Source organism: Sphingomonas jatrophae (assembly GCF_900113315.1).
In the GTDB taxonomy this organism is placed as follows: Bacteria; Pseudomonadota; Alphaproteobacteria; order Sphingomonadales; family Sphingomonadaceae; genus Sphingomonas_P; species Sphingomonas_P jatrophae.
In genome coordinates, this window is record NZ_FOZG01000002.1 from 1,218,126 (window position 1) to 1,238,625 (window position 20,500).

Annotated in this window: 23 protein-coding genes; 11 read left to right on the plus strand and 12 right to left on the minus strand. The window is 70.1% G+C overall.

The window, feature by feature from the left end; all coding sequences use genetic code 11:
• Positions 1-6: 6 nt before the first annotated feature.
• Positions 7-1,593, minus strand: coding sequence for an L-aspartate oxidase (gene nadB / locus BM360_RS15205; protein WP_093315865.1), 1,587 nt, complete (start codon positions 1,591-1,593; stop codon positions 7-9).
• A gap of 48 nt (positions 1,594-1,641) precedes the next feature.
• Positions 1,642-2,562: an ABC transporter ATP-binding protein gene (locus BM360_RS15210; RefSeq protein WP_093315866.1), complete on the minus strand. Its 921-nt coding sequence runs from the start codon at positions 2,560-2,562 to the stop codon at positions 1,642-1,644.
• 92 nt (positions 2,563-2,654) lie between these two features.
• On the opposite strand from BM360_RS15210, the gene BM360_RS19640 reads away from it, so the two are divergent.
• The 7 genes from BM360_RS19640 to BM360_RS15240 all read left to right on the plus strand — a co-directional run bounded on the left by BM360_RS19640 (position 2,655) and on the right by BM360_RS15240 (position 7,511).
• Positions 2,655-2,801 carry a hypothetical protein gene (locus BM360_RS19640; RefSeq protein WP_165611313.1) on the plus strand — a complete coding sequence of 49 codons (147 nt, stop codon included), beginning with the start codon at positions 2,655-2,657 and terminating at the stop codon, positions 2,799-2,801.
• An 11-nt stretch (positions 2,802-2,812) separates the two neighbouring features.
• A complete protein-coding gene (locus tag BM360_RS15215) occupies positions 2,813-3,043 on the plus strand; it encodes a zinc-finger domain-containing protein (RefSeq protein ID WP_093315867.1) in 231 nt (76 codons plus the stop codon).
• 69 nt (positions 3,044-3,112) lie between these two features.
• Positions 3,113-4,537, plus strand: coding sequence for a metalloprotease TldD (tldD, locus tag BM360_RS15220; RefSeq protein ID WP_093315868.1), 1,425 nt, complete (start codon positions 3,113-3,115; stop codon positions 4,535-4,537).
• A gap of 118 nt (positions 4,538-4,655) precedes the next feature.
• Positions 4,656-4,853, plus strand: coding sequence for a putative signal transducing protein (locus BM360_RS15225; protein ID WP_165611314.1), 198 nt, complete (start codon positions 4,656-4,658; stop codon positions 4,851-4,853).
• Positions 4,854-4,857: 4 nt separating this feature from the next.
• The gene (locus tag BM360_RS15230) at positions 4,858-5,565 is read left to right on the plus strand and encodes an endonuclease/exonuclease/phosphatase family protein (protein WP_093315870.1); all 708 of its coding nucleotides are present in this window, start codon (positions 4,858-4,860) and stop codon (positions 5,563-5,565) included.
• A 156-nt stretch (positions 5,566-5,721) separates the two neighbouring features.
• A complete protein-coding gene (locus BM360_RS15235) occupies positions 5,722-6,060 on the plus strand; it encodes a P-II family nitrogen regulator (protein ID WP_093315871.1) in 339 nt (112 codons plus the stop codon).
• A gap of 14 nt (positions 6,061-6,074) precedes the next feature.
• Positions 6,075-7,511, plus strand: coding sequence for an ammonium transporter (locus BM360_RS15240; RefSeq protein WP_093315872.1), 1,437 nt, complete (start codon positions 6,075-6,077; stop codon positions 7,509-7,511).
• Between the two features lie 102 nt (positions 7,512-7,613).
• Here BM360_RS15240 and BM360_RS15245 read toward each other — a convergent pair whose 3' ends face one another.
• Positions 7,614-8,045, minus strand: coding sequence for a protein tyrosine phosphatase family protein (locus tag BM360_RS15245; RefSeq protein WP_093315873.1), 432 nt, complete (start codon positions 8,043-8,045; stop codon positions 7,614-7,616).
• 20 nt (positions 8,046-8,065) lie between these two features.
• Entirely contained in the window at positions 8,066-9,856 is a 1,791-nt protein-coding gene (gene recQ, locus BM360_RS15250) for a DNA helicase RecQ (RefSeq protein ID WP_093315874.1), read from the minus strand.
• Positions 9,857-9,903: 47 nt separating this feature from the next.
• Here recQ and BM360_RS15255 point away from each other — a divergent pair, with 47 nt between their 5' ends.
• A complete protein-coding gene (locus tag BM360_RS15255) occupies positions 9,904-10,935 on the plus strand; it encodes an esterase-like activity of phytase family protein (protein ID WP_093315875.1) in 1,032 nt (343 codons plus the stop codon).
• Positions 10,936-10,945: 10 nt separating this feature from the next.
• Here the strand turns inward: BM360_RS15255 and BM360_RS15260 are convergent, their stop codons facing one another.
• Positions 10,946-11,818 (minus strand): DMT family transporter, encoded by an 873-nt coding sequence (locus tag BM360_RS15260; RefSeq protein WP_242653499.1) that lies wholly within the window; start codon positions 11,816-11,818, stop codon positions 10,946-10,948.
• Positions 11,819-11,945: 127 nt separating this feature from the next.
• Here BM360_RS15260 and BM360_RS15265 point away from each other — a divergent pair, with 127 nt between their 5' ends.
• Positions 11,946-13,034, plus strand: a complete 1,089-nt coding sequence (locus BM360_RS15265) for an alkene reductase (RefSeq protein ID WP_093315877.1) — start codon at positions 11,946-11,948, stop codon at positions 13,032-13,034.
• Positions 13,035-13,079: 45 nt separating this feature from the next.
• On the opposite strand, the gene ribH is transcribed toward BM360_RS15265, so the two are convergent.
• From ribH to gltX, 7 genes are all read right to left on the minus strand, one after another.
• Positions 13,080-13,505 (minus strand): 6,7-dimethyl-8-ribityllumazine synthase, encoded by a 426-nt coding sequence (gene ribH / locus BM360_RS15270; RefSeq protein ID WP_093315878.1) that lies wholly within the window; start codon positions 13,503-13,505, stop codon positions 13,080-13,082.
• Complete coding sequence (gene ribB / locus BM360_RS15275) at positions 13,505-14,674, minus strand: 3,4-dihydroxy-2-butanone-4-phosphate synthase (RefSeq protein WP_093315879.1); 1,170 nt, start codon at positions 14,672-14,674, stop codon at positions 13,505-13,507. The genes ribH and ribB overlap by 1 nt, the downstream gene beginning before the upstream one ends.
• Complete coding sequence (locus BM360_RS15280; RefSeq protein ID WP_093315880.1) at positions 14,664-15,269, minus strand: riboflavin synthase; 606 nt, start codon at positions 15,267-15,269, stop codon at positions 14,664-14,666. The genes ribB and BM360_RS15280 overlap by 11 nt, the downstream gene beginning before the upstream one ends.
• Positions 15,269-16,204: a bifunctional diaminohydroxyphosphoribosylaminopyrimidine deaminase/5-amino-6-(5-phosphoribosylamino)uracil reductase RibD gene (ribD, locus tag BM360_RS15285; RefSeq protein ID WP_093315881.1), complete on the minus strand. Its 936-nt coding sequence runs from the start codon at positions 16,202-16,204 to the stop codon at positions 15,269-15,271. Before ribD ends, BM360_RS15280 begins: the two co-directional genes overlap by 1 nt.
• Positions 16,205-16,214: 10 nt before the next feature.
• Entirely contained in the window at positions 16,215-16,535 is a 321-nt protein-coding gene (locus tag BM360_RS15290) for a hypothetical protein (protein ID WP_093315882.1), read from the minus strand.
• Between the two features lie 41 nt (positions 16,536-16,576).
• Positions 16,577-17,233 (minus strand): energy transducer TonB, encoded by a 657-nt coding sequence (locus BM360_RS15295; RefSeq protein WP_093315883.1) that lies wholly within the window; start codon positions 17,231-17,233, stop codon positions 16,577-16,579.
• 79 nt (positions 17,234-17,312) lie between these two features.
• Positions 17,313-18,641 (minus strand): glutamate--tRNA ligase, encoded by a 1,329-nt coding sequence (gene gltX, locus BM360_RS15300; protein WP_093315884.1) that lies wholly within the window; start codon positions 18,639-18,641, stop codon positions 17,313-17,315.
• 153 nt (positions 18,642-18,794) lie between these two features.
• Between gltX and BM360_RS15305 the strand changes: the two genes are divergently transcribed.
• Together BM360_RS15305 and hisN are read left to right on the plus strand one after the other, a co-directional pair.
• The gene (locus BM360_RS15305; RefSeq protein ID WP_093315885.1) at positions 18,795-19,730 is read left to right on the plus strand and encodes a ribose-phosphate pyrophosphokinase; all 936 of its coding nucleotides are present in this window, start codon (positions 18,795-18,797) and stop codon (positions 19,728-19,730) included.
• A gap of 4 nt (positions 19,731-19,734) precedes the next feature.
• Positions 19,735-20,499, plus strand: a complete 765-nt coding sequence (gene hisN / locus BM360_RS15310; RefSeq protein ID WP_093315886.1) for a histidinol-phosphatase — start codon at positions 19,735-19,737, stop codon at positions 20,497-20,499.
• Position 20,500 lies beyond the last annotated feature (1 nt).

Genomic DNA, 20,500 nt, shown 5'->3' on the forward strand with positions numbered 1-20,500 from the left:
CAGCCTTCAGGGGATCAGGATCGTATCTCTCGGCTCGGCGGCGGCGGCCGGGAAGTCGCGCGTATAGTGCAGCCCACGGCTTTCCTTTCGGCTGAGCGCGGAGCGGATGATGAGATCGGCAACGCCGACGAGATTGCGCAGCTCGATCAGGTCGGCGGTGACGCGGAAGTTGCCGTAATAATCCTCGACCTCGTGGGCGAGCAGCTCGATCCGGTGCTGTGCCCGCTCCAGCCGCTTGGTGGTGCGGACGATGCCGACATAATCCCACATGAACCGGCGGATCTCGCGCCAGTTATGCTGGACGACGACCTCCTCGTCGGAATCGGACACGCGGCTTTCGTCCCACGGGCGGATGGCGGGCGGCGCGGGCAGCTGATCCCAGCAGGCGCCGATATGGTCGGCCGCCGCCTCGCCGAACACGAAGCATTCGAGCAGCGAGTTGGACGCGAGCCGGTTGGCGCCGTGCAGGCCGGACTGGGTGCATTCGCCTGCGGCATAGAGGCCGGGCAGGTCGGTCCGCCCGTCGAGATCCACCAGGATGCCGCCGCAGGTGTAATGCTGCGCGGGCACGACCGGGATCGGCTGGCGGGTGATGTCGATGCCAAGGCCGATCAGCTTGTCGTAGATGTTGGGGAAATGGCCGCGGACGAACTCCGCCGGCATGTGGCTGATGTCGAGATGGACGTAATCGAGGCCGTAGCGCTTGATCTCGGCGTCGATCGCGCGCGCCACCACGTCGCGCGGGGCCAGCTCCAGCCGCTCGGCGTCGTAATAGGGCATGAACCGCTTGCCCGTGGTCGGGTTGATCAGCCGTCCGCCCTCGCCGCGCACCGCCTCGGTGATGAGGAAGTTCTTGACCTGCAGATTGTAGAGGCAGGTCGGGTGGAACTGCATGAACTCCATGTTGGAGATGCGGGCACCCGCGCGCCACGCCATGGCGATGCCGTCCCCCGTCGCGCCGCGCGGGGCGGTGGAATAGAGATAGGTGCGCCCCGCGCCGCCGGTCGCCAGCACGGTCGCCCGTCCGAGGAACGTCTCCACCCGCCCTTCGGTGCGGTTGAGCGCGTAGACGCCCCAGACGTGGCCATCGCCCGAATAGCGCTCGCCATGCCGCCCGGTGACGAGGTCGATCGCCGCCATGTCGGGGAACAGCGTGATGTTGGGATTGTCCGCGGCGGCGCGTTCCAGCGCGCGCTGCACCGCGGCCCCGGTCGCGTCGTCGACATGGACGATGCGGCGATGGCTGTGCCCGCCCTCCCGCGTCAGGTGGAGCGCGCCGCCCTCCTCGTTGAACGGGACGCCCAGTTCCGCCAGCCGCCGGATCGCCTCCGGCGCGCGCTCGACGACGAACTCCACGGTGCGCCGGTCGTTGAGGCCGGCGCCCGCGATCATCGTGTCCTCGACATGCGCCTCGAACGTGTCGCCCGGCTCCAGCACCGCGGCGATGCCGCCTTGCGCCCACGCGGTCGAACCGTCGGACAGCTTGCCCTTGGCGAGCACCGCCACGCGGAAGCGCCCGGCGAGGTTGAGCGCGGCGGTCAGCCCGGCAGCGCCGGAGCCGAGCACGACGACGTCGAAATGATGCGCGGTCATGGGTGCCGGCTCTAGCGAGCCGTCACGGAAACGTCACGCCCGCCGGGATTACGCCGCGGCGCGCGTCAGGTTGAGGAAGACGTCCTCCAGATCCGCCTCGCGCGTGGAGACATCGACGATGCCGAGGCCCGCTTCCGTGACGGCGGCCAGCACCTCGCCCGCATTCACCCGGCGCTTGTCGTAGGTGATGACGATCGTCCGCTCGCCCTTCAGCTCGATCTTCTCGAAGCAGGGGGCGGCGGGCGGGACGGTGAGATCGCGGTCCACCGTCACCTCGACCACCTTCTCGCTCGCCATGCCGACGAGCGCGCGCGTCGGCTCGTTGGCGATGACCTGGCCGTGGTTGATGATCGCGATGCGATCGCACAGCTCCTCGGCTTCCTCCAGATAGTGCGTCGTCAGCACCACCGTGACGCCGCGCTGGTTGAGCTCGCGGACATAGGCCCAGAGCTGCTGGCGAAGCTCCACGTCGACGCCTGCGGTCGGCTCGTCCAGCACCAGCACGGGCGGCGAATGGACCATCGCCTTGGCGACGAGCAGCCGCCGCTTCATGCCGCCCGAGAGCGAGCGGGCATAGGCATCGCGCTTGTCGGTGAGGTGGACCGCGGCGAGCAGCGCGTCCGAGCGGCGCTTCGCCTTGGGCACGCCATAGAGGCCCGCCTGATTCTCCAGCGTCTCGAACGGCGTGAAGAAGGGATCGAACAATATCTCCTGCGGCACGATGCCGATCGACGCCTTGGCGTTGCGCGGATCGCGATCGAGATCGAACCCCCAGATTTCGGCGGTGCCGCCGGTCTTGTTGACCATGCCGGCGAGAATGTTGATCGTCGTCGACTTGCCGGCGCCGTTCGGGCCCAGCAGCCCGAAGATCTGCCCGCGCGGCACATCGAGGCTGATGCCGCGCAGCGCCTGCTTGCCGCCGGCATAGGTTTTCGAAAGATCGCGGAGCGAGATGGCGGCGTCCGTCATGGTGGCGGCGATAGCGGCCCGCTGGCGCGACGGGAAGCGCGTTAACCGTGGCCATATACCCGATGTCAGCTTCTTCGCCGCAATCTGGCGCGATGGATAGGAGTCACAGCCTCGTCCGCCGCTCGCGCGGTGCTCTGGCCGCCGCCGCGATCGTTGCGGTCGCGCTGGCGGCGATGATGCAGGCGGGGCCTGCGCTTGCCGCCACGGCGCCGATTGCGGTTGCGCGCGCGGCTTGCTAACCGCTGGGCCGATGAGGTCGCCCCCCGAACTGATCCGCACGCCCAGCCCCCGCGTCGCCTGCGACGGATCGGGCGAGGTGCCCGCCGCGCTCGGCCATCCGCGCGTATTCATCCAGATCGACGAAGCCGGCTATGCCGATTGCGGCTATTGCGACCGTCGCTTCGTCTTGATCGGCGGCCCGGCCGACGGGGCCGATGCCTCGGGATTGCCCGACCGCGGCGGAGACGGCGCGGGCCGCTGATCCGGCGGCGATCACCCTGATCGACACGTCCCCGCTTACCCTCGGCCGCTTTCGCCCTATATCGGCGGCATGACCTACGCAGACCCCCGCGGCTTCCTTTATCGTGGCGACCTCGATCCGGACGCGGCGCTCCGCCTGACGGCGGATGCGCTGAAGGGCTGCGACGATGGCGAGCTTTACCTGCAATATCAGGCGTCCGAGAGCTTCGGCTTCGACGATGGGCGGCTGAAGACCGCCGACTTCAATACGCAGGCGGGCTTCGGCCTGCGCGGCCTGTCGGGCGAGACGACCGCCTTCGCCCACGCCAACGAGCTGTCCGAGGCGGCGATTCGCCGCGCGGCCGAGACGATGACGTTGCTCGATCCGGCCAAGGGCGCGCGGCCGCCGGCGCCGCGGCGGACCAATGCGCGGCTCTACACCGCCGACGATCCGCTCTCCGCCATTCCCTTCGCCGCCAAGGTGAAGCTGTGCGAGACCATCGACGCCGCCGCCCGCGCGCGCGATCCGCGCGTGGCGCAGGTGACGGTCGGCCTGTCGGGCACGTGGAGCGTGGTCGAGATCGTGCGGCCGGATGGGTTCGTCGCCACCGATGTGCGGCCGCTCGTCCGCCTCAACGTCTCGATCGTGGTCGAGCAGAACGGGCGGCGCGAGAACGGCTTCTTCGGCCTTGGCGGCCGGTATCTCTACGACGATCTGATGCAGCCCGCGACATGGAACCGCGCGATTGACGAGGCGCTGCGTCAGGCGCTGGTGAACCTCGAATCGGTCGCCGCGCCGGCGCGCGAGATGGCGGTGGTGTGCGGGCCGGGCTGGCCGGGCGTGCTGCTGCATGAGGCGGTCGGCCACGGGCTCGAGGGCGATTTCAACCGCAAGGGCACGTCGGCCTTCTCCGGCCGCATCGGGGAGCGGGTGGCGGCCCCCGGCGTGACGGTGATCGACGACGGTTCGATCGACGCACGCCGCGGTTCGCTGACCATCGACGACGAGGGCACGCCGACGCAGCGCAACGTGCTGATCGAGGACGGCATCCTCAAAGGCTATATCCAGGATCGCCTGAACGCCCGGCTGATGGGCGTGGCACCCACCGGCAACGGGCGGCGCGAAAGCTTCGCCCATGCGCCGATGCCGCGCATGACCAACACCTTCATGCTGGGCGGGCAGGACGACCCGGCCGAGATCCTCAGCCGCGTCAAGGACGGCATCTACGCCCGCTCGTTCGGCGGCGGGCAGGTGGATATCACCAGCGGCAAGTTCGTCTTCTCCTGCACCGAGGCGTATCGGATCGAGAATGGCAGGCTCGGCGCACCGCTGAAGGGTGCGACGCTGATCGGGGACGGGCCGAGCGTGCTGACCCGCGTCTCCGCCATTGGCAACGACATGGCGCTGGACGAGGGCGTCGGCATCTGCGGCAAGGGCGGCCAGTCCGTGCCCGCGGGCGTCGGCCAGCCGACGCTGCTGGTCGATCGCATGACGGTGGGCGGAACGGCGCACTAGGGTCGGGCGTAGAGCGTCCGTCCACACCGTTCGTGCTGCGCCTGTCGAAGCACTGTTCTTCTGCCGGTGTGGTGAAGAGCGGCCCTTCGACAAGCTCGGGGCGAACGGGAGTGGATGTGTGCCCCTGGTCGAAGTCGCCGAGTTCCCGGATCGCATCCTTGCCGAGCTGGCGCGTGGCCGGCTGGCGGCGGACGGGATCGAGGCGCAATTGTTCGACGCCGGACTGGCGGCGTTGGGCCTCGGCATCCTGGGCTCGGTGCGGCTGATGGTGGACGAGCGCGACCGCGCCGCCGCCGCGGAGGCGCTGGGCCGCTGATCGCATGCTGACCGTCGCCAGCTACAATGTCCGCAAAGCCATCGGCACCGATCGCCGCCGCGATCCGGCGCGCGTACTGGAGGTGCTGCGCGAGCTGGACGCGGACATCGTCGCCCTGCAGGAGGCGGATCGCCGCTTCGGCGCGCGGCAGGCGGCGCTGCCGCCCGAGCTGATCGCGGAGAGCGCCTACAAGCCAGTCGCGTTCGGCATCCGCCCGGGCGGCCTGGGCTGGCACGGCAACGCCATCCTCGTCCGCCGCCAGGCCGAGATCCTCGACTGTGCCGCGCTCCACCTGCCGATGCTGGAGCCGCGCGGCGCGGTGCTGGCGGAGATCCGCCTGCACGGGGTGGAATTGCGCATCGTCGGCATGCATCTCGATCTGTCGGGCCTGTGGCGACGGCGGCAGGCGCGGGCGGTGATCGCCGAGGTGGCGGCGCGGCGGCGCACCATGCCGACCGTGATGATGGGCGACCTCAACGAATGGTCGCTGTCGGGCGGCTGCATCCGCGATTTCGCCAGCGGTTACCGCCTCGCGCCCACCGGCCGCTCCTTCCACGCGCGCCGCCCGGTTGCCTGTCTCGACCGAATCATCGTCAGTTCCGACATGGAGGTGATCGCGGCAGGCGTCCATCGCTCGCCCAAGGCGGCCACCGCGTCCGATCACCTGCCGGTCTGGGCGAAGCTGCTGCCGGAGCATGCGCTGGCGACCTAGCGCCCCCCCTGCCTAAAAATCGGGCATCTCTTCGCATCTGCACAATCGCTGTGCGCCAGGCGTCCCTAAACGTGCCGACTCCCCTCCGGTTCCGCTGACGCGCCGATTGGCACGGCGCTTGCGATGAACTCTGCCGGGCAAAAGCAGGGAGGCGGAATGAAGCTCGTCATCGCCATCATCAAGCCGTTCAAGCTCGACGAGGTGCGCGAAGCCCTGTCGACGCTGGGCGTGCAGGGCATGACCGTGACCGAGGTCAAGGGGTTCGGCCGCCAGAAGGGCCAGACCGAGATCTATCGCGGCGCCGAATACAGCACGAACATGGTGCCCAAGATCAAGGTCGAGGTCGCCTGCGGGGACGATCTCTCCAACCGCGTGGTCGAGGCCATCCAGCAGGCCGCCAACACCGGCGCGATCGGCGACGGCAAGATCTTCGTGCTCGATCTCGGCCAGGCGGTGCGCATCCGCACCGGCGAGACCGACGACGTGGCGCTGTGAGGAAAGGGGGACACATGAAGCTCGCGACAAAGCTTGCCGGCATGACGGGGGCGGCGGGGCTCGCTGCCTTCGCCGCCATGCCCGCCTGGGCGCAGGACACCGCCGCCGCACCCGCCGGCCCGATCAAGGCGCCGACGGCCGAGCAGATGGCCGGCATGTCCAACAAGGGCGATACCACCTGGATGCTGATCTCGGCGGCGCTGGTGCTGCTGATGTCGATCCCGGCGCTGGCGCTGTTCTATGGCGGCCTCGTCCGCACCAAGAACATGCTGTCGGTGCTGATGCAGGTGTTCACCATCGTCTCGGTGGCGGCTTTGGTGTGGGTCTGCTGGGGCTATTCGATCGCCTTCACCGGCGGCTCGCCCTATTTCGGCGGCCTCTCCAAGGCGTTCCTCGCGGGCGTGACGCCGGCGACCTATGCCGCGACCTTTTCCAACAACGTCTACATCCCCGAATATGCCTTCGTCGTCTTCCAGATGACCTTCGCCTGCATCACGCCGGCGCTGATCGTCGGGGCGTTTGCGGAGCGCATCAAGTTCACGCCGCTCATCCTGTTCGTCGTCGCCTGGCTGACCATCGTCTATTTTCCGATGGCGCACATGGTCTGGTATTGGGCGGGCCCGGACTTCCTGTCGGACAACACCGCCGATGCCGGCCTGCTCTACGGCTGGGGCGCGCTCGATTTCGCGGGCGGCACCGTGGTCCACATCAATGCGGGCATTGCCGGCCTGGTCGGCTGCCTGATCATCGGCAAGCGCCGCGGCTACAAGTCCGAGCCGATGCCGCCCCACTCGCTGACGATGACCATGATCGGCGCGTCGCTGCTGTGGGTGGGCTGGTTCGGCTTCAACGCCGGCTCCAACCTCGAGGCGAACGGCCTCGCTGCGCTGGCCTTCATCAACACCTTCGTCGCGACGGCTGCGGCGGCAGTGGCCTGGGCGGTGATCGAGCAGATCGTCCACAAGAAGCCGTCGCTGCTGGGTGCGGTGTCGGGTGCGGTCGCGGGGCTCGTCGCGATCACGCCGGCGGCCGGTTTCGCCGCGCCGATGACGTCGATCATCCTCGGCCTCGTCGCCTCCGCGGTGTGCTTCTTCTTCGTGACCACGGTGAAGAACAAGCTCGGCTATGACGACACGCTCGACGTGTTCGGCGTCCACTGCGTCGGCGGCATCGTCGGCGCGATCGGCACCGGCATCGTCGCCGCGCCGTCCCTCGGTGGGCAGGGCTGGGTCGACTACACCGTCTTCCCGGCGGTTGCCGGCACCTACGACATGGGCGGCCAGGTGCTCACCCAGATCAAGGCGGTGCTGCTGACGCTGGTGCTCTCGGGCGGCGTCTCTGCCATCCTCTTCTCGATCCTCAAGGCGACGACGGGCCTGCGCCCCTCCGACGAGGTCGAGGCCGAGGGGCTCGACATCAACGAGCATGGCGAGCGCGCCTACAATTACTGACCGGATCGGGGCGGGCGACATGCGCCCGCCCTCAACGAGGTTCCTCCTGCGGACAGACTAGCCGGTGGGGCGACCCACCGGCCTTTTTTGCGTCTGTCGCGGTCAGCCCGTAGCGCGGGCGTGCAGCGCCGAGAGGGTCTGCGCGTAAGGCGCCAGATCGTAGCCCGCCTCGGCCGCGGCGGCGATCAGCCCGACAGGCTCCGCGCCACGGCTGGCCTTGGCGAGGCTCCACAGGATGGTCGAGCGGGTCCCCGAGCGGCAGAAGGCAAGCGTCTTCGCGCCGTCGTCGAGCGCGGCGGCCATCGCCTCGACCTGCTCCTGCGACAGGCCGCCATGCCCCATCGGCACGGCGACATAATCGAGCCCGGCCGCTTCGGCCGCAGCGCGGATCGTGTCCCCACCCGGCTGGCTGGGCTCCTCACCGTCCGGGCGATTGTTGACGATGCGGCGGACGCCCTGTGCTGCCGCCTCGGCGACGTCCTCGGGCGCGATCTGCCCGGCCACCTGCACCTGATCGTCGAGCGTCCTGAACATGTTCCTACTCCGCCAAGAGGTTACCGGGCATGCGTCTCCAGCACCTGGAGGAAGGCCGGGCCATAATCGTGGAGCTTGCGCCGGCCCACCCCCGAAATCTCGCCCATTGCGGCAAGCGTGCCGGGGCGAAGCGACGCCATCTCGCGCAGCACCGCGTCATGGAAGATGACGTAGGGCGGCACACCCTGTTCGCGCGCGAGATCGCGGCGACGCGCGCGTAGCGCCTCGAACAGCGGATCGTTCTCGAGGTTCGCGTCCGCGCCGCTGCCGCGACGACGGCGGGTGCGTGCGGGGGCGGACAGGACGAGCGGGACCGGCTCGTCTCCTTTCAGGATCGGCCGCGCAGCCGGCCCGAGCGAGAGGCCGCCATGTTCGTCCGCGCGCAGGGCATCGCGTGCCATCAGCGCGCGGGCGACCGGGCGGATCAGCGCCGCTTCCTGCGCCGCCGAGGCGATGCCCCAGACGGACAGGCGATCATGGCCGAGGCTCGGCCCCCGCTCGCCCTTGCCGGTCAGCACCTCGACCAGGTGGCCGAGGCCGAAGCGCTGGCCGGTGCGATAGGCGGCGGAGAGCAATTTCTGCGCGACTGTGGTGGCGTCGACCGCGCCGGGCGGGTTGAGGCAATTGTCGCAATTGCCGCAGCGCTCCGGCGGGTCCTCTCCGAAGTGGCGCAGCAGCACCGCGCGGCGGCAGCCCGCCGTCTCGACCAGGCTGGCGAGCGCGTTGAGGCGCGTGCGCTCGGCCGGGCGGCGGGATTCCTCCACCTCCGTCTCGATGCGGCGACGGGCGCGGGCGAAATCCTCCGCGCTCCAGAACAGGTGGGCGACCGCCGGGTCCCCATCGCGCCCGGCGCGGCCGGTCTCTTGGTAATAGGCCTCGATCGACTTGGGCAAGCCGGCATGCGCAACGAAGCGGACGTCGGGCTTGTCGATGCCCATGCCGAAGGCGATCGTCGCCGCCATCACCATGTCTTCCGACGCGACAAACGCCGCCTGCGCCGCAGCGCGCACCGCGGGATCGAGGCCGGCATGGTAGGCGCGTGTCGGGCGGTGGCTGTCACGGCCGATCTGCGCGGCGAGCTTCTCCGTCGCCTCGCGGCTGGTGGCGTAGACGATGCCGGCGCCGGGCGCCTCGGCCACCAAAGCGGCGAGCTGCTTGGGCAGGCCGTCGCGCGGCGAGATGGCGTAGCGGATGTTCGGCCGGTCGAAGCCGGCGAGGATCAGCCCGTCCTCCGGAATGCCGAGCTGGCGCATCACGTCGGCGCGGGTGGCGCTGTCCGCGGTGGCGGTGAGCGCGAGGCGGGGGACGGGGCCGAGGCTGTCGAGCAGGGGTTTCAGCAGGCGGTAGTCGGGGCGGAAATCATGGCCCCATTCGCTGACGCAGTGCGCCTCGTCGATGGCGACGAGCGAGAGATCGATCTCCTCCAGCAGGCGGCGGAAGTTCTCGCCCGAGGCGCGTTCGGGCGCTACGTAGAGCAGGTCGAGCTGGCCGTCGCGCAGGCGGCGCAGCGTCTGGTCGCGATCCTGGTCGGCGGAGGTGAGCGCGGCGGCGCGGATGCCGGCCGCTTCCGCCGAGCGCACCTGATCGTGCATCAGCGCGATCAGCGGCGACACGACGAGGCCCGTGCCGCCGCGGGCGAGCGCCGGCACCTGATAGCAGAGCGACTTGCCCGCGCCCGTCGGCATCACCGCCAGCGTGTGCTGTCCGGCCATGACGCGATCGATCACCTCCCCCTGCCGGCCGCGGAAGGAGGGATAGCCGAAGGTCGCTTTCAGGATGTCGAGCGGATCACGTGCCGCGGGCCGGGTCATAGGGCGGCGTCATAGGCATGACGCGGGCGCGCTGCTAGGCGGCGCCGATGCGATTCTCCCTGATCCGGCTGGCGGCGCTGCTGCCGCTGGCCGCCTGCGCCACCCCAACGTCAACGTCTGCCCCCACTGTCGAGCCCGAAGCCGTCCTCGTCGAGGCACAGCCGGTGCCGCTCGATCCGGCGGATCCGACGCGCGAGCAGGTGGGGGCGCTCCGCTGGCGGGGCGGGCTGGTGCTGACCTCCGCCGACAAGAGGTTCGGCGGATTGTCGGGCATGCGCTGGGATGCGGGGCGACTGGTCCTCGTGTCGGACGAGGGCGATGCCTGGTCGATCCAGCCGCGCGAGGCGCATGGCCGGCTGATCGGCGTCGGCGACGCGCGCGTGCGGCGCCTGAACGGGGCAGACGGCCGGCCGCTGCCGCGGATCAAGGAACTGAGCGACGCGGAATCGATCGAGCTGGTGTCCGATCCTGCCTGCCGCGGCACGTGCCCGGCGACGCACGCCATCGTCTCGCTGGAGACGGATTCGAGCCTGTGGCGCTACCGGATGATCGGCGGGCTGCCCGGCGGCATACCCGAGGCGCTTACCGAGGGCGCGGCATGGCGCGCGCGGCAATCGCGCACCAATGGCGGGGTGGAGGCGCACGCCGCGGGTCCGGGCTTTCGCCTGATGGTGTCGGAGGAGATGCGCGAGGCCGATGGCGGCGCCTCCGCGCTGCTGGTGACGGAGGCAGGCGAGCAGCGGCTGAGCCTCCGGCTGGGCGGCGTGTTCGTGCCGACCGACCTCGTGCTGCTGGATGCCAGCGCTCATCGCTTCCTGCTGCTCCAGCGCAATTACGCCAAGGGACGAGGCACGTGGACGCGCACGGCACGCTTCGCGTTGGCCAGGGGCGGGGACGGGCACTGGAGCGTCGGGCCGGTGGAGACGCTGGCGACGTCGGGGCCGCCCTTCACCAGCGACAATATGGAGGGCCTCGCCATCCGCCGCGAAGGCAGGCGGACGATGCTCTACATGATCTCCGACGACAATTTCTCGAAGACGCAGCGCACCTTGCTGATGAAGTGGGAGCTGGTCGGCTGAGCGCCGGCGCTCAGCCGGTCGGCACGGCCGCGACGGGGCGATCGGGGCGGCGCACCAGCACCAGCGCGACGGCGATCGCCACAGCGCCGACCAGATCGAGCAGGCCCAGCCGTTCGCCATAGCCGACCCAGCCGATCGTCGCGGCGACGACCGGCTGCACCAGCAGCGAGATGCCGACCACCGCGGGCGGCAGCCGCCCCACCGAATAGACGATCAGCCCCTGGCCGAGCAGCTGGCTGCCGCCCGCCAGCGCCAGCAGGGGTAGCCAATCCTGCGGCCACACCGCCTCCTTCAGCCAAAGCGCGACACCAAGCAGCGGCAGCACGCCAGCAGCAGTCGATACGGCCAGCGCGGCCATGGACGAAACGCGTCCGTCGTTGCGGGCGATGGCGACGAGATAGCCGGTGTAGCAGAGCCCTGCGCCGATGCAGAGCAGATCGCCGGCAAAGGTCTTCGCCGACACTTCGTAGGAGCGGCCGAGCAGCAGCAGCACGCCGGCGCCCGCCAGCAGCAGCGCGCGCCGCTGGTTCGGCCCCGGCCAGGCGCGGGCGATCAGGAAGGCGTAGAGCGGATAGGTGAAGCTCGTCACGTTGCCGAACAGGGTGGCGTTGGCCAGCCGCGTCTGGTGGATGCCGGCATGCCATAAAGCGAGGTCGGCGGCGAAGAACAGGCCGCCTATCGCCAATGCGCCCCACAGCGTCGGCGGCACCGCCTGGACCGCCGCGGCGCGGCGGCTGCGCAGCGCCAGCACGGCGAGTACGGGCAGCGCCAGGGCCAGCCGCCAGAAGCCCGCCGCGACCGGCCCGACGTCGGCCAGCCGCACCAGCCAGGGGCCGAGCGCCAGCACTGCATTGCCGACGAGCAGGGCGACAAGATCGCGCATGCCGCTTGGCCGCGGGCTAGATTTGCTTGGGGTGGTGCGCTGCTGCATCGCGCCATCTAGCGCCTACATCATGCGCGGTCGCCCTCTCTGCGGCGTGCCACTTCCTTCCGTGTTCCGGAGCCTTGCCATGACCGGCCTGTTCGATCCCATCCGCCTCGGTGCCATCGCCGCGCCCAACCGCATCGTCATGGCGCCGATGACGCGTGCCCGCGCCACGCGCGATCACGTGCCGACGTCGATGATGGCGGATTATTATGCGCAGCGCGCGAGCGCCGGCCTGATCCTGTCGGAGGCGATCGGCATCAGCCAGGAGGGGCTGGGCTGGCCGTTCGCGCCGGGCCTGTGGAGCGACGCGCAGACGGAGGCGTGGAAGCCGGTGACGGCGGCGGTGCATGATGCGGGCGGGCGGATCGCCGCGCAGCTGTGGCACATGGGCCGGATCGTCCACCCGAGCTATCTCGGCGGCGCCGCGCCCGTTTCATCCTCGGCAACGACCGCGCCGGGCAAGGCGCACATCTATGGCGGCAAGGCCCCGTTCGTCGAGGCGCGCCCGCTGGGGCGGGCCGAGCTGCCGCGGCTGCTGGACGATTATGCACGCGCGGCGGACAATGCGCTGGCGGCAGGCTTCGACGGGGTGCAGCTGCACGCCGCCAACGGGTATCTGATCGATCAATTCCTGCGCGACAACGTCAACCTGCGCGACGACGCTTATGGCGGCAGCATCGACAACCGCATCCGTTTGCTGCGCGAGGTGGTCGAGCGGCTCGCAGCGACGGTGGGCGCGGACCGGGTTGGCGTGCGGCTGTCGCCCAATGGCGAGATGCAGGGCGTCAACGACAGTGCGCCGCACGATCTGTTCCCGGCGGCGGCGGCAGCCTTGTCAGAGATCGGCATCGCCTATCTCGAGCTGCGCGAGCCGGAGCCCGAGGGCACGTTCGGCAAGCCCGATACGCATGCCGTGGCGCCCGCGATCCGCGCCGCGTTCAACGGGCCGCTGGTGCTGAACTCCGATTACACGCCCGAGCGCGCAGCGGCGGTCATAGCGGCGGGCGAGGCGGATGCGATCGCGTTCGGGCGGCCGTATATCGCGAACCCCGACCTGGTGGAGCGGATCGCCGGGGGCGTGCCGCTGGCCAAGGACGATATGCGGACGTGGTATTCGCAAGGCGCCGAGGGCTATCTTGATTACCCGACCGCGGAGGCGGTGGCAGCGTAACGGGCCTGCATCTGGCCGGGTGACGGCGGTGTCGGCCGCCGTCGTTCACTTGACGCCGAAGCGTTCCTTCAGGTCGAGCATGGCGAGAGCCGCCTTCGCCGCCTCGCCGCCCTTGTCCTTCTCGGTTGGGCGGACGCGGGCGAGCGCCTGCGCCTCATTCTCCACCGTCAGGATGCCGTTGCCGACGGCGAGCCCGTCGAGCGTCAGCGCCATCAGCCCCCGCGCGCTTTCGTTGGAGACGATCTCGAAGTGATAGGTCTCGCCGCGGATGACGATGCCGAGGCCGACATATGCGTCATACTGGCCCGTCTCGGCGGCAAACGCGATGGCACCGGGCACTTCGAGCGCGCCGGGTACGGTCAGCGTCTCATGGCTGTGGCCGGCGGCCTCGATCGCAGCGCGCGCGCCCTCCAGCAGCAGGTCGTTCAGGTGGGCGTAGAAGCGCGCTTCGACGATCAGCACGTGCGCCATCAATGCGTGTCCTCTGCGGAAAACGGCCGTTCGCCGACGATGTTGAGGCCGTAGCCGGCCAAGGCGACGAGCGTGTGCTGCGTGTTGGTGAGCAGGATCATGTCGTGTACGCCCAGTTCGGCGAGCACCTGCGCACCCATGCCGTAATCGCGCAGCTCGTTCATGTCCTCGTCGCTCGGAGCGCTGCCGCTGCGGCTGCGATCGTGCGCGGCGATGATGCGGCTGAAGAAGTTCGTGCTCTGCCGGTTGATGATGACGACGACGCCTGTGCCCTCGCGGTCGATCTCGCGCATCGCCGACTGGAGCAGGCCGGACCGCCCGTCGAGCGCGCCCAGCGTGTCGTTGAACAGGGTCAGCTGGTGCATCCGGACGAGCGTCGGCTTGGCCGGATCGATGCGGCCCTTGACCAGCGCCAGCGTTTCCGAGCCTGTCGCCTTGTGGCGATAGGCGATCACGCGCCAGCCGGTGCCGAACTGGCTGTCGAACACCGTCTCCGCGGCCTTCTCGACATCATGGTCGTAGCGGCGGCGATAGGCGATCAGGTCGCGGATCGTACCGATCTTGAGGCCGTGATACTGGGCGAAGGTGACGAGATCGTCGAGGCGCGCCATCGTGCCGTCGTCCTTCATGATCTCGCAGATCACGCCGGACGGGTTGAGGCCGGCAAGCCGCGACACGTCGACCGCGGCCTCCGTATGGCCGGCGCGGACCAGCACGCCCCCCGGCTTGGCGACGAGCGGGAAGACGTGGCCGGGGGTGACGATCTCGTCCGGCCCCTTGGAGGCGTCGATCGCGACGGCGACGGTGCGCGCGCGATCCGCCGCGGAGATGCCCGTCGTCACGCCGTCGCGTGCCTCGATCGAAACGGTGAAGGCGGTTTCGTGGCGCGTGCCGTTGTTGCGGCTCATCAGCCCGAGGCCGAGCTGGTCGACGCGCTGCTTGGACAGGGCGAGGCAGATCAGGCCGCGGCCGTGCGTCGCCATGAAGTTGATCGCCGCGGGCGTGGCCATCTGCGCGGGAATGACGAGATCGCCCTCATTCTCCCGGTCCTCATCGTCGACGAGGATGAACATGCGGCCGTTGCGCGCCTCGTCGATGATCTCCTCGGGCGAGGAGAGGAAGGCGTGGCGCAGGCGGGTGGGTTCGGCGCGGGCCGGCTCACTGGACATGACGATAGGCCTCCATGCGGCCGAGATAGCGGGCGAGAACGTCGATCTCGAGGTTCACGCGGTCGCCGGGGCGACGCTGGCCGAGCGTCGTCACCGCCGCCGTGTGCGGGATGATGTTGAGCGTGAAGCGCGTGCCGTCGGCGGTGTCACTCACCTCGTTGACGGTCAGCGACACGCCGTCGACGGTGATCGAGCCCTTGGCCGCGAGATAGGGGGCGAGCGGCGCGGGCGCGCGGATCACCACGCGGGTCGAGGCGCCGTCCGATGCGGTGTCCACCACCTCCCCGACCCCGTCGACATGGCCGGTGACGATGTGGCCGCCGAGCTCGTCGCCCACCTTCAACGCGCGTTCGAGATTGAGCGGGGTGCCCGCCGTCCATTGTGCACCCGTCCGCGCCACCGTCTCGCCCGACACATCGACGGCGAACCAGTCCGGCCCTTTGTCCACTACCGTCAGGCAGACGCCCGAGCAGGCGATGGAGGCGCCGAGATCGACGCCGGCCATGTCATAGCCGCAGCCGATGCGGATGCGCATGTCGCCCCGATCCTCGACTTCGAGGATGCGGCCGACGTCGGTGATGATCCCGGTAAACATCAGCTGCGCGCGTAGACCTCCAGCCGGTCGCTGCCAAGCGCCCGCGCATCCTCCAGCCGCCACCGGCCATGCGCTTGCGTGAGGTCAGCGATGCCGAAATCCGGCAGCGTGCGCCCGCCGCCGACGAGGATCGGCGCGCGGTAGAGCAACAGGCGATCGACCAGATCGGCGGCGAGGAAAGCGGCGGCGGTGCGCGCGCCGCCTTCGACGAACAGGTGATCGCAGGGCAGACTGGCGATGGCCTCGGGCGAGGCGATGGTCAGCCAGCCCGCCTGCGGCGTCGCGGAGAGAAGCACGCGGGTGGGCGAGCGATCCTCAAGACCGGGCAAACGCACGTCGAGCCGGGGAGCGTCCGCCTCCAGCGTGCCTCGACCGACGAGGATCGCCTCGTGGCGGCTGCGCTCGAGATGTGTGTGGGCGCGCGCCTCCGGCCCGGTGATCCACTGGCTGCGGCCATCGCCAAGGGCGGCGGCGCCGTCGAGCGAGAGCGCCAGCTTCAGCGTGACGTGCGGGCGGCCGAGACGGCGGCGCGTGAGGAAGCCCGCCATGCTGCGCGCGGCCTCCGCGCGGGCGACGCCCTCGATCACCTCGATCCCCGCGGCGCGCAGGCAGGCGATGCCGCGACCATCGGTGCGCGGATCGGGATCGGGGTAGGCGACGATGACGCGGGCGGGGCGCGCGGCGACGATCAGGTCGGCGCAGGCGGGCCCGCGCGGCGACTCGTGCGCGCAGGGTTCGAGAGTGGCGTAGAGGTCGGCGCCGGCGGCTGAAGCGCCCGCCGCGTCCAGCGCCATCGCCTCGGCATGGGGGCGTCCGCCAGCCTGCGTCCAGCCGCGGCCGATGACGCGGCCCGCCTTGACGATGACGCAGCCGACATTGGGGTTCGGGAAGGTGCGACCGCGGCCGCGCTCGGCGAGGGCGAGCGCGGCCGCCATCCACCTCGCGTCAGTCAATGCCCAGCCGCTTGGCCAGCCGCTGGTACGACGCCCGCTTCTCCGCGAGCATCTTGTCCTTCTTGGCCTGGTCGATCTTCTGCTGCGCGATGATGACCGAGTCGGGCCGGTCGGCGGGCCAGCTGGGGACGAACCACATCTCCGGCTTCGGCTTCTCGATCTTCGAATCGTGCAGGAAGCCGAGCATCAGCAGCGTCGGAATGGCGACGGACAACGTGCCGAACAGCAGCTTGTGGCGATTGCCCGTGGCCAGGAAGGCACGGATGTCACGCCAGACAGCACGCGGACTGGAGGGGCGGGGGAGGACGGCCATGACGTGCAAAATAGTCGCTCCCCGGCCCGCTTGCCAGTGCGTCAGGCGTTCATGCGGAAGTGGACCGTCATCGTCCGCCAGCTTTCCACCGGCACGCCGTCTCGCGTGGCCGGCTTGAACCGCCAGCTGCGCAGCGCCTGCTTTCTCGTCGCCTCGGCAAAGGCGGGATCGTCGGCGCTGACGATCTCGACCGCATGGACGCGGCCGTCGCTGCCGATGAGGACGCGGACGGTGGCGCGGCCTTCCACCTCCGCCCGCTGCAGCGCCGCCGGATAGGCCGGCTGGAACTGCGCGCGCGGATCGGGCGCGGCATCGACGAGGGCGGGGGGCGCGGGTGGATCAGCCGGGCGCGGCGCGATCTCGCCGCCTGAGGGCGGCAGCGGCGGCATGGGCGGCAGCGGAGGCAGGCGCGGCGTCTCGATCACGGTCGTGTCCGGCAGCTGCGGCAGCTGAATCTCGCGGATTGGCGTGTCGATGCGGCTCTTCGGCTGCTGCGCCTTGGGCTGCGGCGGCACGGGTTCGGGCGGGGGCGTGATGTCTGGCGGGACGGTGTAGGTTTTCAGCACCGTCGGCAGCGGGATCACCTCCGGCCCCTTGATCAGCACCACCGCGGCGAGCGCGGCGACGTGGCCGAGAATGACGAGGCCCAGCGTGGCCGGGCGGTTCGGACGTGCCTGAAGATAGCCTTGTTCGACCATGTTCACTCTCCTGTCCCAGGCAGCCTTTGCAGCTGCTCCAGACGAGAGAGGTTATACTGTAACTTAGCGTTACGCTATATCATTCTTTTGCGGCGGCTTTCAGGCGCGCAAGTGCGCGATCCTGTCCGATCAGCGGCAGCAGCGCGGCCATGTCCGGCCCATGATCGCGGCCGGTCAGCGCGAGTCGCAGCGGCAGGAACAGGCCTCGGCCCTTGCGCCCCGTCTCCGCCTTGAGCGCGGCGGTGAGGCCGGCCCAGTCGCTGGCGCCTGCCGCCACGAGATCGGCGGCACGGGCGAGAAAGGCGCGGTCTTCCGCCGTGAGTTCGGGCAGCGCCGGATCGGTGGTGACGACTGCCCACCAGTCCGCCGCCTCGCTCAGCCGGGTGAGGTTGGGCCGGATTGCTTTCCATGCCGCCGCGTCCATGCCATCGGGCAGGCGCGCGGCAACCGCGTCGAACGGCAGCGCGTGAAGGATACGGGTATTCAGCGCCTCAAGCTCCGCCATGTCGAAGCGGGCAGGCGCGCGCCCGAAATCGGCAAGGTCGAAGCCCTTGGCGAGCGCCTCGACCGAGTCGACCGGTTCGACCGGGCGGCGCGTGCCGATGCGGGCGAGCAGGGCGGCGAGCGACACCGCCTCGATCCCCTCGTCGCGCAGCGCATCGACGCCGAGCGAGCCGAGCCGCTTGGACAGGGCGCCCTCGCTCCCCGTCAGCAGCGCGAGATGGGCGAAGACGGGCGGGGCGGCGCCGAGCGCCTCGAACATCTGGATCTGCGCCGCGGTGTTGGAGACATGATCTTCGCCGCGGACGACGTGGGTGATGCCCATGTCGATATCGTCGATCACGCTCGGCAGCAGATAGAGCCAGCTGCCATCCGCGCGGCGGACGACCGGATCGGACAGCAAGGCGGGATCGAAGCGCTGTTCGCCGCGCACCTGGTCATCCCACGTGATCGGCGAGCCATGATCGAGCCGGAAGCGCCAGTGCGACGGGGTGCCCTCCGCCTCCTTGGCGGCACGCTCCTCCGCCGTAAGCGCCAGCGCGGCGCGATCGTAGAGCGGCGGCAGGCCGCGCGCGGCGCGCAGCTTGCGCTTGAGCTCCAGCTCCTCGGGCGACTCGTAGGCCGGATAGACGCGGCCGGCGGCGATCAGCCGGGCGAACTCCGCCTCGTAAAGGTCCGCGCGGTCCGATTGGCGGACGCGATCGTCGGGATTGAGGCCGAGCCAGGCGAGATCCGCCTCGATCGCCTCGGCGAAGGCGGCGGTGGAGCGCGCCGCATCCGTATCGTCGAGCCGCAGCAGGAAGCGGCCCCCACCGCCGCGCGCGAGCAGCCAGTTGACGAGCGCGGTGCGGATATTGCCGACATGGAGCCGGCCGGTGGGGCTTGGGGCGAAGCGCGTGACGATCATGGCGGGGCGTCTAGGCGCTTGGCGGCCGGGCGTCATCCCGCACTCAGGGCAAGAGGCGTCGGATGCCGGCAAGCCCGTCGTTGCTGCTTCCCCCTCGCCGCCGCCGCCGCTAAGGCGCCCCTCGAAACCGAGGGAAGGAGGCGCCCGATGCCGATGAAGCTCATGTCCGGCAACGCCAACATGCCTCTCGCCCGTGAGATCGCCAGCTATCTGGAAGTGCCGCTGACGCAGGCCAGCGTGCGCCGCTTCGCCGACGAGGAGATCTTCGTCGAGATCCAGGAGAATGTGCGCGGCGAGGACGTGTTCGTCCTGCAATCGACCGGCTTTCCGGCGAACGACAATCTGATGGAGCTGCTGATCTGCATCGACGCGCTGAAGCGGGCGTCGGCCAAGCGGATCACCGCCGTCATCCCTTATTTCGGTTATGCCCGGCAGGATCGGAAGCCCGGCCCCCGCACGCCCATCTCGGCCAAGCTGGTCGCCAACCTGATCACGGTGGCGGGCGCGGACCGGGTGCTCTCCGTCGATCTCCACGCCGGGCAGATCCAGGGCTTCTTCGATATCCCGACCGACAACCTCTACGGCGCGCCGGTGATGTCGGCGGATATTCTCGCGCGCTTTCCGAAGGGCAACCTCACCGTCGTGTCGCCCGACGTCGGCGGCGTGGTGCGTGCCCGGCAGCTGGCCAAGCGGCTCGACAATGCGCCGCTCGCCATCGTCGACAAGCGTCGCGAGCGGCCGGGCGAGTCGGAGGTGATGAACATCATCGGCGACGTGCGCGGGCGCTTCTGCGTGCTGATCGACGACATCGTCGACTCGGCGGGCACCCTGTGCAACGCCGCCGCCGCGCTGAAGGAGGCAGGGGCCGAGCAGGTCGTCGCCTATGTCACGCACGGCGTGCTGTCGGGCGGCGCTGTGGCGCGGGTCGAGGGATCGGCGCTGGCGGAACTCGTCATCACCGATTCGATCCTGCCGCCCGACGCGGTCGAGGCGGCGAGCAAGGTGCGCATCCTGCCGATCGCGCCGCTTCTGGCCGAGGCGATCCGCCGCATCGCCGACGAAAGCAGCGTTTCGTCGCTGTTCGACTGATCCGGTGACCGACGACGACATCGATCTGGCGAACGTCCTCGCCGATGCGGCGGGCGATGCGATCCGCCCCTTCTTCCGCACGCGGCTGGATGTCGAGGACAAGGCCGATGCCTCGCCGGTGACGCAGGCGGACCGCGCGGCAGAGGCGGCGATGCGCGCCATCCTCGCCGTCAAGCGGCCGGGCGACGGCGTGATCGGTGAGGAATATGGCGCCGACCGGCCGGATGCGGCGCGCGTCTGGGTGCTCGATCCGATCGACGGCACGCGCAGCTTCATCGCCGGGCGGCCGATCTTCGGCACGCTGATCGCCTTGCTGGAGGAAGCGCGCCCGGTGCTGGGCGTGATCGACCAGCCGATCGGGGCGGAGCGCTGGATCGGCGCGCATGGCCGGCCGACGACGCTGAACGACGTGCCCGCGAAGGTCCGCGCCTGTCCCACGCTCGACCGCGCGCTGCTAGCGACGACGGGGCCGTCCTACTTCGATGCGGCAGGCCTTGTGGCGTTCGAGCGGGTATCGGCAGGCGCGCGCGAGACGATGTATGCGGGCGACTGCTACAATTACGGGCTGCTGGCGAGCGGCCACATCGACCTCGTGGTCGAGGCGGGGCTGAAGCTGCACGACTTCGCCGCTCTGGTGCCCGTGGTCGAGGGTGCGGGCGGCGGCATGTGCGACTGGACCGGCGCGCCGCTCGGCCAGGCGAGCGACGGGCGGGTGATCGCGCTCGGCGACGTGCGCTTGCTGGACGAGGTGCTGGCGCGGCTGGGGTGAG

What these genes read in the sequence shown, in the direction of transcription:
- nadB (WP_093315865.1), bottom strand. Translation starts at nt 1,593, where the DNA reads ATGACCGCGCATCATTTCGACGTCGTCGTGCTCGGCTCCGGCGCTGCC.
- BM360_RS15210 (WP_093315866.1), bottom strand. Translation starts at nt 2,562, where the DNA reads ATGACGGACGCCGCCATCTCGCTCCGCGATCTTTCGAAAACCTATGCC.
- BM360_RS19640 (WP_165611313.1), top strand. Translation starts at nt 2,655, where the DNA reads ATGGATAGGAGTCACAGCCTCGTCCGCCGCTCGCGCGGTGCTCTGGCC.
- BM360_RS15215 (WP_093315867.1), top strand. Translation starts at nt 2,813, where the DNA reads ATGAGGTCGCCCCCCGAACTGATCCGCACGCCCAGCCCCCGCGTCGCC.
- tldD (WP_093315868.1), top strand. Translation starts at nt 3,113, where the DNA reads ATGACCTACGCAGACCCCCGCGGCTTCCTTTATCGTGGCGACCTCGAT.
- BM360_RS15230 (WP_093315870.1), top strand. Translation starts at nt 4,858, where the DNA reads ATGCTGACCGTCGCCAGCTACAATGTCCGCAAAGCCATCGGCACCGAT.
- BM360_RS15235 (WP_093315871.1), top strand. Translation starts at nt 5,722, where the DNA reads ATGAAGCTCGTCATCGCCATCATCAAGCCGTTCAAGCTCGACGAGGTG.
- BM360_RS15240 (WP_093315872.1), top strand. Translation starts at nt 6,075, where the DNA reads ATGAAGCTCGCGACAAAGCTTGCCGGCATGACGGGGGCGGCGGGGCTC.
- BM360_RS15245 (WP_093315873.1), bottom strand. Translation starts at nt 8,045, where the DNA reads ATGTTCAGGACGCTCGACGATCAGGTGCAGGTGGCCGGGCAGATCGCG.
- recQ (WP_093315874.1), bottom strand. Translation starts at nt 9,856, where the DNA reads ATGACCCGGCCCGCGGCACGTGATCCGCTCGACATCCTGAAAGCGACC.
- BM360_RS15255 (WP_093315875.1), top strand. Translation starts at nt 9,904, where the DNA reads ATGCGATTCTCCCTGATCCGGCTGGCGGCGCTGCTGCCGCTGGCCGCC.
- BM360_RS15260 (WP_242653499.1), bottom strand. Translation starts at nt 11,818, where the DNA reads ATGCGCGATCTTGTCGCCCTGCTCGTCGGCAATGCAGTGCTGGCGCTC.
- BM360_RS15265 (WP_093315877.1), top strand. Translation starts at nt 11,946, where the DNA reads ATGACCGGCCTGTTCGATCCCATCCGCCTCGGTGCCATCGCCGCGCCC.
- ribH (WP_093315878.1), bottom strand. Translation starts at nt 13,505, where the DNA reads ATGGCGCACGTGCTGATCGTCGAAGCGCGCTTCTACGCCCACCTGAAC.
- ribB (WP_093315879.1), bottom strand. Translation starts at nt 14,674, where the DNA reads ATGTCCAGTGAGCCGGCCCGCGCCGAACCCACCCGCCTGCGCCACGCC.
- BM360_RS15280 (WP_093315880.1), bottom strand. Translation starts at nt 15,269, where the DNA reads ATGTTTACCGGGATCATCACCGACGTCGGCCGCATCCTCGAAGTCGAG.
- ribD (WP_093315881.1), bottom strand. Translation starts at nt 16,204, where the DNA reads ATGGCGGCCGCGCTCGCCCTCGCCGAGCGCGGCCGCGGTCGCACCTTC.
- BM360_RS15290 (WP_093315882.1), bottom strand. Translation starts at nt 16,535, where the DNA reads ATGGCCGTCCTCCCCCGCCCCTCCAGTCCGCGTGCTGTCTGGCGTGAC.
- BM360_RS15295 (WP_093315883.1), bottom strand. Translation starts at nt 17,233, where the DNA reads ATGGTCGAACAAGGCTATCTTCAGGCACGTCCGAACCGCCCGGCCACG.
- gltX (WP_093315884.1), bottom strand. Translation starts at nt 18,641, where the DNA reads ATGATCGTCACGCGCTTCGCCCCAAGCCCCACCGGCCGGCTCCATGTC.
- BM360_RS15305 (WP_093315885.1), top strand. Translation starts at nt 18,795, where the DNA reads ATGAAGCTCATGTCCGGCAACGCCAACATGCCTCTCGCCCGTGAGATC.